General features: G+C 75.0%; 3 protein-coding genes. 1 reads left to right on the forward strand and 2 read right to left on the reverse strand.

Features of this window, described 5'->3' with window-relative positions; genetic code table 11:
• Positions 1-14: 14 nt before the first annotated feature.
• A complete protein-coding gene (locus ACIQU6_RS26640; RefSeq protein WP_403484255.1) occupies positions 15-9,275 on the reverse strand; it encodes an amino acid adenylation domain-containing protein in 9,261 nt (3,086 codons plus the stop codon).
• Positions 9,275-13,285: an amino acid adenylation domain-containing protein gene (locus ACIQU6_RS26645; RefSeq protein ID WP_403484199.1), complete on the reverse strand. Its 4,011-nt coding sequence runs from the start codon at positions 13,283-13,285 to the stop codon at positions 9,275-9,277. Before ACIQU6_RS26645 ends, ACIQU6_RS26640 begins: the two co-directional genes overlap by 1 nt.
• Positions 13,286-13,755: 470 nt before the next feature.
• Here ACIQU6_RS26645 and ACIQU6_RS26650 point away from each other — a divergent pair, with 470 nt between their 5' ends.
• Positions 13,756-14,019: a GNAT family N-acetyltransferase gene (locus ACIQU6_RS26650; RefSeq protein WP_403484200.1), complete on the forward strand. Its 264-nt coding sequence runs from the start codon at positions 13,756-13,758 to the stop codon at positions 14,017-14,019.
• Positions 14,020-14,026: the final 7 nt, after the last annotated feature.

Genomic DNA, 14,026 nt, shown 5'->3' on the forward strand with positions numbered 1-14,026 from the left:
GGGGAGGACGTCGGTCAGGGGCGTGCGGGGGCGGCGTCGAGCGCCGCGTTGAGCGCCGCGGCGACGGCGTGCACCTGTGGTGGTCGGACGATGCCGTAGTGGTCGGTGGGGAGTTGCCGCCAGTCAGCGGGCAGGGCGAGGTGGGCGCGCCACAGCGCCTGGTGGTCGGCGGCCGAGAGCGGGGCGGGCAGACCCGGCGTCGGGTGCTGCGCCAGCCACACCCGGGCGGGGGTGGCCGTCAGGCGCGGCAACCGGTGGTCCACCATGCTCGCCAGGTTCGCCCGGCAACACTGGGCCAGCCGCCGCGCGTACGCCTGCGCCCCGCCCGTGAACGCGCCGCGCGCCGAGCTCAGTTCGTGGGCGAAGACCCGCTCCAACTGCTGGTCGTCGTAGCCCTGGAAGTGCGGACCGGAGTCCGGTGGCGGGGGGTCGAGCAGATGGACGCCGCGCACCGGACGGCCCGCCGCCTCGGCGTGCGCGGCCATGCCGACCACCGTCCAGGCGCCGAAGGACCAACCCGTCAGGTGCAGGTTCCAGGCGCCGTCGCCGAACCGGCGGTCGAGCGCCTCGTGGTAGCGACGGGCGCGTTCGGCCAGTGTCGGCGCGGCCGCGGACGGGTCGCGCAGGGCGGGGTCCGCGATCAGGCAGACCGTCGCCCGCGCGTCGAGCGCGGAGACCAACGACCGGTACGCCTGGATGTCGCCGCCGACCGGGTGCACCAGGCACACCACCTCCCGCCCGGTGCCCTCCTGCCAGACGTCGAGCGGCACCGCGTCGGCGGGTGCGCCCTCGGCCCGGTCCGCCGCGAGGTGGGCCAACAGGTCGTTGAGACTGACCCGGGGGCCGAAGAACGCCAGGTCGACCTCGACGCCGTAGTGCTGTTTGACCACGCTGATCAGGTCCAGCAGGGTGAGCGAGTCGGCGCCCAGGTCGTACAGCGGAGCGTCGGGGTCGAGGGGGTCGGCGTCCAGCCAGTCGCGCAGCCAGTCGGTGAGGAGTGCGGCCGGGGTGGTGGGGCTGGTGGTTGGTTGGGGGGCTTGGGTGACCGGGGGTGTTGAAGGGGGCGGTGCCGGTGTGGCGGTGTCCCGGGCGTTCGGGGGCGGCACGGGTCCGGCGTAGAAGGCGCGGGACTGCTCGATGTCCGTGGTGGACACCAGGAGTTGGGGCAGTTGGAGGGCGACGGCGCGGCCGAAGACCCGCTGCCCTTCCTCGGTCGTCAGGCCCACCGCGAGGTGGGCGCGGTGCCGGGCGTCACTCGCCGGGACGCGGAGCGCCATCCCGACCTCGCGCCACACGTCCCAGTCGAGGGCGAGCCGCGCGGTCGTGCCGTCGTCCGGCCGGTAGTGGGCGAAGCCGTCCAACAGGCCGGCGGCCGCGGCGTAGTCGTACTGCCCGATCCCACCGAGCCGGGCCGACATCGACGAGCAGTACACGGCGAGCGCGGGGGAGTACCGCGCGATCAGCCGTTCCATGAGCAGCGCGCCGTGCAGCTTCGCCCGCTGGTCGCGCGCGGCGGCGGGGCGCCGGACAAGGAGCCCGCCCGTCGGCACGCCGGCCGCGTGCGTCACGGTGGCCAGGCGCGCGGTACGGGCGCCGAGTTGGGCCAGCAGGTCATCGCACCCGTCGGCGTCGGCGAGGTCCCCCTCGATCAGCTCGACGCGGTCGGCCCAGGGCGCGAGCGCCGGTGGCAGGTGCGGTCGGCGGGACAGCAGCAGCACCCGGCCGCCGGTCCGCTCCAGCAGCCAGGCCGCGAGATGGGTGCCGATGCCACCGGTGCCGCCGAGCACCACGTGGTCGCCGTCGGCGGGCAGTTGCGGCGCGGGACCCGCGGCGGCGGGCAGGGGCGCGACGACCGGGTGCCACCAGTGGCCGTGCCGCAGCGCCAACCGCTCCGGCACCCGCGCGCGCGGCGGCCCGGCGGTGAGCAGCGCGGGCAGCGGACCGGCCCAGTCGGCCGGGTCGCTGCCGGGCAGGTCCAGCCACCGTCCGTCGGCCGCGCCCTCCTGACCGGCGACGGTGGCGACGCCGGCCAGCAGCCCCAACTCCGGCCGTTCGACGCCGCCTTCGACGGGCTGCGCCCCGTACGACAGCCACCACAGGCGGGGCCGGAACCCGGACGGGACGTCCGCCAGTGCCTGGACCAGCGCCGCGGGGGAGTCCAGGCAGGCCCGCTCGGCGCGCTCCAGGGCGGCCCGGCCGACCGGTCCGGTGACGCCGAGCGGCAGCGCGTGCAGCCAGTCGGTGCTGTCGAGCCTGATGGTCTCGTCCGGGCCGAGGGCGTCGAGCAGTTGCCGCCAGGAGGCCACGTCCGCCGGATCGACCTCGAAGACGTCGTCTCCGCGGTCGGCGAAGACGGCCCCGGTGGTGACCCGGACGACCCGGGCGAACGCGTCCGCGAACTCCCGCAGCGCGGCGGCCGGCACCGGGCCGTCCGTGACCAGCACCAGCCGGCGGGCCGCCCGCACCCGGCCGCCGGAACCGGCCCGGCACCACCGCACCCAGTGCGGCTGACTCAGCCAGTCCGCCTCGTCGAGCCGTCGTGGGCCCTCGTCGGGGGCGGGGGGCGGGGTGTCGGCGCGGGCGCGCGGGAAGTCGTACTCCGCCAGGTCGAAGGCGGGCGGCGGGAAGTCCCAGGGAGCCGGCGCCGGGCCGGTGTTGGGGGCGGGGGCCGCTCCGACGAGCCAGCCGGCGACGGCCTCGTCCGGGGTCTGCGCCGGGGAGTCGGCGGCCACCGTGACCGGCCGGGTGGGTGCCACACTGCGCAGCCATCGCACCGCGGATGCCGCGTCGGGGCAGACGGCGGCCGCCCGCCAGCGGCGTGCCGGGCGCCCGGACCGCAGGTGTCGCAGCACCGCCCCGTACGCCTGCGGGTGGGCCGCCAGATAGTCGGCGATCCGCTCGGCGTCGGTGCGCAGCGCCGCCGCGCTGGAGGCGGAGAGGAACAGCGGGCCGTGGGGCTCGACGGGCTCCGGCCCGGCGTCCGGCGAACCCTCCAGCACCACATGGGCGTTGGTCCCGCCGATACCGAAGCTGCTGACCGCGGCGACCCGGGGACGCCCGTCCGGCCAGGGGGACGCGGTGGTCGGGAAGTGGAACGGGGTGGGGTCGGGGTCGATGTGCGGGTTGAGGGCGCGGAAGTCGGCGTGCGGCGGGATCACGCCGTGGTGGACGCTGAGCACCGCCCGGATCAGCCCCACCACGCCGGCCGCCGCACCCAGGTGCCCCAACTGGCTCTTGACCGACGTCAGCGCGCAGCGGTCGGGCTCGGCGACGCCGAACGCCTGGCGCAGCGCCGCGATCTCGACCGGGTCGCCGAGCCGGGTGCCGGTGCCGTGCGCCTCGACGTAACACAGGTCGGTGCCGGTCCGGCCGCTGCGCCGCAGGGCCGCCCGGATCACCTCACGCTGCCCGGCCAGCGACGGTGCGCTGTAACCCAGCTTCTCCGAGCCGTCGTTGTTCACGGCGGAGCCGGTCAGTACCGCGTAGACGGTGTCGCCGTCGCGCCGGGCGTGGCGCAGCGGCTTGAGCACGACCACGCCGACACCGCTGGCGCCGACGGTGCCGTTGGCATCGTCGCTGAAGGGGCGACAGTGGCCGTCGGCGGAGAAGATGTGCTGTGGCTGGTAGCGGTAGCCGCCGCTCAGCGTCGGATCGACGAGCACCCCGCCGGCCAGCATCACGTCCGCGTCGCCCTGCCGCAGCAGCCCCGCCGCCAGGTGCACGGCCACCAGTGAACTGGCGCACGCCGCCTGGGCGGTGAAGGCCGGACCGGTCAGCCCCAGGTGGTAGGCGGCCTTGGTGGCGAGGAAGTCCTTCTCGTGGTGGAGCGCCAGCCGGAAGCCGTCCGGCAGCGCGGAGGGGTCCGCCTCCCGCAGCATCGACTGGAAGTAGGTGCTCTCGCCCGCCCCCGCGATCAGACCGGTGCGGGGACCGGAGGAGGGACCGGACGAGGGGTCGGCGATGCCGGCGTGCGCCAGGGCCTGCGCCGCGCACATCAGCAGATGGCGCTGCTGCGGGTCCATCAGCCGGGCCTCGGCCCGGCTGATCCCGAAGTGGTCCGGGTCGAAGTCGAGCAGCCCGGCCATCTGGCTGCGCGCCCCGACCAGCCCGTCGGCGGCGTCGAAGTGCTCGATGCCGCGGGCGCCGGTACGCACCAGCTCCCAGAAGGCCGCCAGATCCACCGCACCGGGCAGTCGAACGGCCATGCCGATGACGGCGATCGGCTCGCCCGCAGGAGGGGTGTCCGAGGCGTCGGCGGCGGGCGACGGTACGGACGCGGGCGTGCGGGCGGGTTCCGACCGAGGCGTCGCGGTGTCCTCGGCCTCCGCTTCTCCCGCCGTCACGTCCAGGAAGCGGGCCAGCGTCCGCACCGTGACGTGTTCGAAGAGGTCGGCGACGGTGAAGCGGGTCCCCAACTCCTTGGCGCAGCGCAGGTGGTAGCGCATCAGGGTCAGGCTGGAGGCGCCCGCCTCGAAGAAGCTCCGGTCGGGGGCGATGGCCGTGCCGGTCACCGCCTCGAACAGCGCGGCCAGTTGGCGCTCACGCGGTGACAGGGCGGGGGCGTCCGTCGCCCCGCCGGCGATGTCGTCGCCCGGGGCGCGCAGCGCGGCCGCCCGGTCCAACTTGCCGCTGGGGGTGCGCGGCAGCGTCGCCAGCCTACGGAAGCGGGCGATGCGGACGTACGCGGGCAGCAGCGTCGCCAGATGGGCGGCGAGGCCGTCGGCGGCGGGGGCGTCGGCGCGGCACTCGAAGCAGGCGACCAGGGCGTCGCCGTCGGGCACCACCACGGCATTGGTGATCTCCGGGTGGCGCAGCAGCGCCGCCTCGACCTGGCCCAGCTCCAACCGGTGCCCGCTCAGCTTGATCTGCGCGTCGTCGCGGCCCAGGTAGTGCAGCAGCCCGTCCCGGTCGAACCGGGCCCGGTCGCCGCTGCGGTAGCACAGGCCCGAGCCCGGCAGCTCGGTGAACCGTTCGGTGTTGAGCGGGTTCCCGGCGCCCCCGTCGCCCGCGCCGAGGTAGCAGCGGGCGGCCATGGTGCCGCCGATGAGGAGTTCGCCGGGGCAGCCGGGCGGCACCGGCCGCCCGTCCTGGTCGACCACCCGCAGCACCGCGCCGGCCACCGGCCGCCCGATGGCCGGGCGTTCGGGCCACAGTGCCGGGTCCCCGTCGAGGCAGAGCGCGGCGACCACGTGCGTCTCGGTCGGCCCGTAGTGGTTGAACAGCCGGGTGCCGGGCAGCCCCGCGAACCAGCGACGGATCGCGTCGGTGCACACCAACGGTTCGCCGGCGGTCACCACCTCGCGCAGCTTCGCGGGGTAGCGGCCCAGGAGGACGGCGTGCTCGGCGAGCAGTTGCAGCGCGACGTAGGGCAGGTGGATCCGCTGCGCGCCGGACGACTCCAACTGCGCGAGCAGCGCGGGCGGGTCCTGCCGCAGTCCGGGGCCGATCAGGTGCAGCGTGCCACCGCCGCACAGCGTCCCGAAGACCTCCTGGAACGACACGTCGAAGGAGAGCATCGAGAACTGCTGGGTCGCCGCGGGCGCCCCGAGCCCGCCGTCGGCGGCCTGCCAGGTCAGCAGGTTGCACAGGGTCCGGTCGGAGACCTCCACGCCCTTGGGGGTACCGCTGGAGCCGGAGGTGAACAGCGCGTAGAGCGGCCGGGCCCCTGCGTGCGGCACGAACGGCTCCGCGGGCGCGTCCGCGGACAGTGCGACCGGGTACCGCACGGTGCGGCCCTCCGGATCGACCGCGTCCAGACCCCGCGCACCCTCCGGCGGCACCACCACGCACAGCGGCTCCGCCTGCTCCAGCACCTGCCTCAGCACCGCCGGCGGGTACGACGGATCGAGCGGCACCGCCGTGAGGTTGAGCCGCGCGAGCGCCAGCAGCGCCACCACGTGCGTCAGCGACGGCTCCAGATACAGCGCGACCCGGGCCGTGGCCCCGTCCGCCACCGGGAAGGCGGCCCGCAACCGCGCCGCCAGTACCGCCGCGTACCGGTCCAGCGTGGCGTAGTCCACCGTCCCCGCCCCGTCGTCCACGGCCGGGGCGTGCGGGGTGCGCGCGACCTGCCGGGCGAAGCCCTCGGCCACCGTCGGGTACGCCGGACGGGAGGCCGGGCCGCGGCCGTGGTCGGGCAGCGCGGCGCGGTAGGGGGCGGCCAACTCGTCGGCCGTGTCCGCACCGCCGGCGGCGAGCAGGTCCACGCCCCGCCGGAACAACCCGTCCAGCGCCGCGATCTCGTCCGCCCCGAAGTGGTCGGCCGCGTACTCCCACACGCACTCCAGGCCGTCCGCGTACGCGACCACGGACAGCGTCAGCGGGCACTTCGCCTCGGACGGCGGCCACCACAGCGGACGGGCGGTGCAGCCCGGCAGCCGCAGCGCCGCGAAGTCGGTGTTCTCCTGGACGAAGAGGACGTCGAACGGCGCCCCGTCGTCCATGCCCCGCTCCGCACGGTCCTCCAGGACGTCGGAGAACGCCACGTCCTGCCGGTCCAGGACCTCCCGCACCTGCGCGCCCCAGCGCAGCAGCTGCGCCCGCAGCCCCTCGCCGGGCGCGACGGCCAGCGGCAGCAGCACGGTGTTGGCGAACATGCCGACGCCGTCGGCGAATTCGGGCACCGGGCGGCCCGCGACGGGCGCGGCGATCCGCGGCCGGGTGCGGCCGGTCACCGCGTACAGGCCCCACGCGAAGACGCCCAGCAGCACCTGGAAACGGGTCAGGCCCAGCTCCGCGCAGAGCCGGTCGACGTGGGTGCGGCGCACCGTGTCGAGCCGGGTGTGCAACAGCCGCGCCTCGGGGCACGGCAGCGCCCGCGCGGGCAGCAGCGGCTCCCCGGACTCCGCAGACCGCCCGTAGTGCGCGGCCAGTTCGGCGCGCCGGGTGCGGTAGGTGGGGCGGGCGTGCCACGCGGCCTGCCAGTGCGCGTGGTCCAGCGGTGTGAACCCGGCGGCGGGCGGCTCGACCGGCACCCCGTCTTCCGGAGCGGGCGCCGCACAGCCCTCCGACAGCTCGCGGAACAGCACGTTCAGCGACCAGCCGTCGACCGCGATGTGGTGCAGCTGCAGCAACAGCACCCCGCCGCCGTCGTCCGGCAGCAGACAGGCCCGCAGCATCCGCGGGCTCGCCAGGTCGAAGGGCTCGGCGAAGTACTCGGCGGCGAAGGCGCGTTGGCCCTCCTCGTCGACCGGCACCCGGTACGGCTCGGTCCACGGGTCGTACGGCGCGCCCACCACTTGGCACAGCCCCTCCGGCGTCGCCTCGAAGCCGGTCCGCAGCGCCGGATGACGCGCCACCAGCCCCCGCAGCGCACGTCGCAGCGCCGCCGCGTCAACCACTCCGTCGAGCCGGAACGCCTGGCCCACGTGGTAGGCGCGGGAGCCGGGGGAGCGCTGCTGGTGCAGCCAGAGGCGCTGCTGCTCGCTGGTGGCCGGGGCCCGCTCGGCCCCGGAGGGCGGCGGCACCGCCGGGTACGGCGAGCCCTCGGCGCCGCGGGCGGTCGCCACCGCCTCGGCGATCGACGCGAGATCGCCGCCGAGCACCAGCCCCCGGTCCAGCTCGCAGCCCCAGCGGCGCCGCACCTCGAAGCAGAACCGCAGCGCCTTCAACGAGTCGCCGCCGGCCGCGACCCACCGGTCACCCGGCGCCACGTCCGGCAGCCCCAGCACCGCACCGGCCAGCCCCAACACCTCCCGCTGCCACGGCGTGACCACCGCGGACGGGCCGCCCGCCGGGCGCCGCCACGGCCGCTCCGCGCGCGCCAGCAGCGCCGTCTCGTCGACCTTGCCGTTGGCGGTCAGCGGCACCTCATCGACCAGGAAGAGGTGGTGCGGCCGCATGTAGGTGGGCAGCCCGTCGGCGAGGTGCCGCTCGAACTCCGCGTACGACAGCCCGTCGTCGGCCACCAGGAACGCCAGCAGCTCGTACGGGCCGTCCGCCCCGGCCCGACGGGTGCAGACATGCGCCCGCCGCACCGCCGGATGCGCGACGATCCGCCGCTCCAACTCGCCCGGCTCGATCCGGAAGCCCCGCACCTTCACCTGCCGGTCGACCCGGCCGACGTACGTCAACAGCCCGTCGGCGTCCGCCCGCACCAGGTCGCCGGTGCGGTAGTGCCGCTCCCGGCCGCCGTCGTACCACGGCAGCCGGACGAAGCGGCGCCCCGTCTCCTCGGGCAGGTTGCGGTACCCGGCGGCCACCCCCGAGCCCGACAGGCACAGCTCGCCGACCTCCCCGGCCACCGCGACCCGCCGTCCGTCGGCGACCACCACCGCACCGGTCCCCGGCAGAGGACGCCCGATCGGTACCACGTCCCCGGCGAAGTCGCGCGGCACCCGGTAGGACACCGCGAACGTGGTGGTCTCCGTCGGCCCGTAGCCGTTGAGCAGCGCGGTGGGGGCGCCGGGGTTGTGCCGGTACCAGCCGCGGAGGGCCCGGGCGTTGAGCTGCTCGCCGCCGATCAGCACCTGCCGGGCGCCGGCGAAGCAGCCGGGCGCGGTGTCGACGACGGCGTTGAACAGCGCCGCGGTGACGAACAGCGTGTCGATCCGCTCGCGCACCAGCACGGCCGCCAGCCGCTCCGGGTCGCGCACGTCCGCGTCGTCGACGATCACACAGGTGCCGCCGGTCAGCAGCGGCACCCACACCTCGAAGGTGAGCGCGTCGAAGGCCGGATTGGACAGGCACGCGAACCGGGCGCCCGCGGTCAGCTCCAGATAGCCGGGCCGGGCCAGCCGCAGCACTCCCGCGTCCCGCACCTCAACGCCCTTGGGCAGCCCGGTCGTTCCGGACGTGTAGAAGAGGAACGAGACCGGCGCACCGGTGAACGGCGGACGCTGCGGGGCCGGGAGATCCTCCCGCCCGGCGAGCAACCCGTCCGCGGCCAGCGGCAGAACGCCCTCCGGCAGCCCGTCGGGCCGTCGCGGGCCGTGCACGAGGACCACGGCGTCCGCGTCGGCGAGGATGTGCCGCCGGCGCTCCCGCGGGCTCAGCGCATCGAGCGGGACCACCCGGGCGCCCAGCCGCAACACGCCGAGCATCACCGCGACCAGCCGCCAGGACCGCGGCAGTTGCACCGCCACCGCCTGCCCCGGACGCACCCCCCGGCGGCACAGCTCCTCGGCGACCGCGGCGCCGGCCGCGTCCAGCGCCGCGTAGTCCAAGGACACCTTCCCGTCACACACCGCGGTCGTCCCCGGGGTGCGCAGGGCCTGCGCGTGCACGCCCTGGGCCAGGCCCGTCACCTCCGCCGACCCCCCGGCCGCCGCCCCCATCACGCCGCCCCACCCGGACAGGAGCTCGCGGCCGGGGCCGGGCCCGACGGCGGTGGTGCGGCCGAGCGCCCCAACTCCCCGACGATCAGCTCCGCCACCCGCGGCACCTGGTCGCCCTCCAACACGTCCCAGTGACCGCAGCGCACCGGCTCGGTCACCAGACCGCCACCGGCCCGCCGCTCCCAGAACTCCACCGCGCCCCGCACCGCCGCCTCGTCACCCTCCTCGGTGGCCTGGACGAACACCAACCGGGCCGGGGAGAAGGGGACTTCGTAGTCCCGGGCGGTCATCCGGTTGTGGTTGTAGATCCGGAAGTACCGATCGATCTGGGCGTCCTCGATGCCCGGGTACATCCCGTTGAACCGCACCAGCTTCGCGCGGAACTCCGCCGCGTCCACCGGCGCGAACGCCGCGCGCTCCACCGGGTCGTCGGTGCTCCGGGTGTCCAACAGCACCACGCTGAACCGCCGGTGCCCCGACCGCGCCAACAGCCGCCCCATCTCATGGGCGATCAACCCGCCGTACGAGAGCCCGCACAGCACCAGCGACTCGTCCTCGCGCACCCCGATCAGCCGCAGGTACCCCTCGGCCATCGCCCCGACCGACGGCAGCGGCGTCTCCCCGGGGTTCAGCCCCGGCGACTGCACGCCGTACACGCCGACCTCCGGCGGCAGGGCCGTCGCCAGCGGCAGGTAACAGAACGCCGTCCCGCCCGCCGGATGGACGCACACCACCCGCCGCCGTCCCGTACCCGCCCGGAACTCGATCAGACTGCCTTGCGGCTGCCCGGCCGCACCGGATCGCAACCGCCCGGCCAGCGCCTCTATCGTCGGGTGCGTCATCATGTCCCGGACCGGCAGCACCTCGCCGAACTCCGCCCGGATCGCCGAGACCACCTTGATGGCGGAGACCGAAGTGCCGCCGATGGCGAAGAAGTTGTCGCCGATGCCGATCGACGGACGCAGCAGCACGCCCTGCCATATGCGGTGCAGCGCCAGCTCCACGTGATCGCGCGGCGCGACGGTGTTCACCTGCGACGGCACCGCCCGCACCGCCGCCAGCAGCGCCGCCCGGTCCACCTTGCCGCTGCGGTTCAGCGGCAGGGTGGGAAGCTCGACGAAGACCGCGGGGACCATGTGGTCCGGAAGTAGTCGGGCCAGCGCGGTGCGCCACTCCTGCGGCGGGCGCGACGCCCGCCCGCCCCGGCCGAGGGCGGCCACCAGTCGCAACTCCCCGGCGTCGTCCCGGTCGGCGAGGACCGCCGCCTCCCGCACCCCGTCCAGCGCCAGCAGCGCCGTCTCCACCTCGCGCGGCTCGATCCGGAAGCCGCGCAGCTTGACCTGGTCGTCCCGACGGCCCAGGAACTCCGCATTGCCGTCGGGCAGTCGGCGCGCCAGGTCACCGGTGCGGTAGATCCGCCCGCCCGGCACGAACGGATCGGCCCGGAACCGCTCGTCGGTCAGATCGGGGCGCCGGAAGTAGCCCTCCGCCAGCGACGCGCCGCCCAACCAGATCTCGCCCGTGACGCCCGGCGGGACCGGCCGCAGCCGGTCGTCGAGCAGGTACAGCCGGGTGTTGCCCAGCGGCCGACCGATCGGACACGGCCGGTCCAGCGGCTGCGGATCGGTGTAAACGGTGCTGTAGACGGTGGCCTCGGTGGGCCCGTAGCCGTAACAGATCCGCAGGCCCGGCAGCGCCCGCTCCATCCGGTACAGCGCCCGCTCGGGCAGCGACTCCACCCCCGTCAGCAACTGCCGCAGCACCAGCCCCGCCAACCGCTCCCGTGGCGCCTCGTCGATCCACCGCACATACGTCGGCGGCAGATACGCCTGCACGATGCGCCGCTCGCCCATCCACCCCAACAACGCCTCGGGATCGGCCCGCAGTTCGTCGGGCACGAGATGCAGCTCCGCGCCCGTCGTCAACGGCAGCAGCAACTCCTGGACCGCGACGTCGAAGCCGATGCCGGACCACGCCGACGCCGCCTCGCCGGGCACCGCCCCGAACCGGTCCAGCCAGGTGTCCAACAGGTTCAGCAGGCTGCCGTGGGTCACCGCCACGCCCTTGGGCCGCCCCGTCGACCCGGACGTGTAGAGCACGTAGGCGAGGTCCCCGGGCCCCGCCACCACCTCCGGCGCCCCGTCCGACCCCGCCTCCGCCTCGACCGCCCGCACATCCAGCCAGGCATCCGGGGCGTCCGCGACATCGGTCAACACCAGGGCCGGATCGGCGTCCGCCACCATCGCGGCCAGCCGCTCGGCCGGCTGCCCCGGATCGAGCGGCAGGAACGCGGCACCCGCCTTGAGCACGCCCAGGACACCCACCACCAACTCCGGCGTCCGCCCGGCGTGCACACCCACGACCTGACCGGGCCGCACCCCACGCTCGACCAACGCCCGTGCCAGCCGCCCCGCCCGACGCGCCAACGACCGGTAGTCGAGCCGCCGACCGGCGGCGTCCACCGCCGTGGCACCGGGACGCTCCGCGACCTGCGCGTCGAACCGAGCCACCAGCCCACCAGGAGCCGCCGCCGGCACGGCACCCGCTCCGCGCGTCGCGTCCCAATCGGCCACCAACCGCCGCTCCTCCGCCTCGCCCAGCAGCGTCAGATCGCCGATCTCCCGCTCCGGCGCGGCGGCCATCTCGCCCAACACCCGCCGCAGATACCCCGCGTACCGCTCGGCCGTCACGTGATCGAACAGCGCGGTGGCGTAGTCGAGATGCCCGACGAGGCACCCGTCCTCCTCCGCCAGCGACAGCGCGAGGTCGAACTTGGCCGCCGCGAACGGGATCTCCAGCGGCTCCGCGGCCACTCCCGGCAAGTCCAACAGCCCCCGCCGGGACGGCGTCCAGGCGAACATCGTCTGGAACAGCGGCGTGTGCGCGGCACTGCGCGGCGGATTGACCAGCTCCACCACCCGCTCGAACGGCACGTCCTGGTGCTTCAGGGCGCCCCGCACCACGGCCCGCACCCGCCGCAGCGCATCGGAGACCGTCGGGCTCCCGGACAGATCCGTGCGCAGCGCAAGCGAGTTGACGAAGAAGCCGATCGCCTCGCCGGCCGCCCGACCACGCCGGTTCGCCGCCGGGGCTCCGACAACGATGTCGGACTGGCCGGTCAACCGCGACAGCACCACCGACCAGCCGGTCAGCGCCGCGACGAAGAGGGTGCCACCGTGCCGCCGGGCGAGCCGGGACAGCGCCGCGGTCACCTCCGCGTCGACCCGCAGCGCCACCCGCCCTCCGCGGTGATCCTGCTCCGGCGGCCGCGGTCGGTCCGCCGGAACCTCCAACAACGGTGGCGCGCCGGCGAGTTGCTCCTGCCAGTAAGCCCCCTGCGCGGCGCATTCGGGCCCCGCCGCCCACTCCCGCTGCCGCCGGGCATGGTCCGCATACTGGAGCTCCGGCGCCCCCGACACCTCCGACGGAGCCTCGGCGCCGCCCAGGAACGCCGCGTACAGCGCCCCCAACTCCTGCATCATCACCACCATCGACGCGCCGTCGAACACGATGTGATGCATCGTCAACAACAGCGCGTGATCCTCCGCTGCCAAGCGCACCAGCCGACCCCGCGCCAACGGCCCGACGCCCAGCTCGAACGGCGCCTCGGCCTCCGCCCGTTGCACCTCCGCCAGCCGCGCCTCGGGATCCGCCTCGCCCGACAGGTCGACCGTGACCAGCGGATACCCGGCATCGGCCGGACCCGCGACCTGGTACACCTCGCCGTCGACGGTGACCATCCGGGCCCGCAGCACATCGTGCCGCGCCGCCACCGCGTCCAGCGCCCGGGCCAGCGCCACCGCGTCCAACGGGCCGCGCAGCCGGTGCACCACCATCTCGTTGTACGCCGCCTCGGCCCCCTCCAACTGGTCCAACACCCAAAGGCGTTGCTGGGCGAAGGACAGCGGCTGCGGCGGTCCCTCACCCGGCGCCGCGGCACCGGGCCGGACCGCTCGCTCGGAGGGGACGCCGTTCGGGTGCGGGAAGGTCTGTGTCACCGGGAGAACCATCGCTTTCCTCTGTGGGGGAGGACATTCGAAGTGCCCGCACGCCACCCAACGGGCGGTGCCGAACCGGCCATTGGCGCACGAAACGCCGCCGGCACGGGGGGCTGAGCCCGTGCCCAGCCGGCAGGGGGCGTCGGAGTGTCGAAGGGCCACAACCGCCACCCACCAGGTGCTCGCTTTTGCGCCACGGTGGCGATATCCAGGGATCGCTGCCGCGGCCAACTGTCCTAGCGGGGCCGAAAATACTCGATATTTTGTTCCTTATTCCCAAGAGTCATGATTGATCAACTGGTTGCGGGTGTCAATGGTCGGTGCACGAGAAGAGTCGTGATGCGGGTGAGGATGGTGGTGTGGTGCTCTGGGGCTCACGCGGTGTCATCTGGGACTCACTCGTTGGTCTCCGCGCACCAACTCCGCCAGCGGAAGCCGAGGTTGATCACGAGGAGTCGCAAGTCGAGGTAGGAGCGGTGGCGTTGCCGATCTCGACCGTGCCGGCGCGGCGCCGCCGACGGCACGCCCATTGGGGCAAGGGCTACGCCACGGAGATCAGCCGCGCCGCCCTCCGCGTCGCCGGGCAGCACGGCCCCGAGCTGCCCGTGATCGCCTGGATCCTCGCGCACAACACCGGCTCCCGCGCGGTTGCCGAGCGGCTCGGACTCCACGACTACGGCCTGCGGACGGAGCCGGGGAGGAGCGAACCGATGCATGCCTACGCAGACCGCGCACTGCCGTTCTGACACCCGA

The sequence above is a fragment of the Streptomyces sp. NPDC090442 genome, from assembly GCF_044769405.1.
GTDB lineage: Bacteria > Actinomycetota > Actinomycetes > Streptomycetales > Streptomycetaceae > Streptomyces.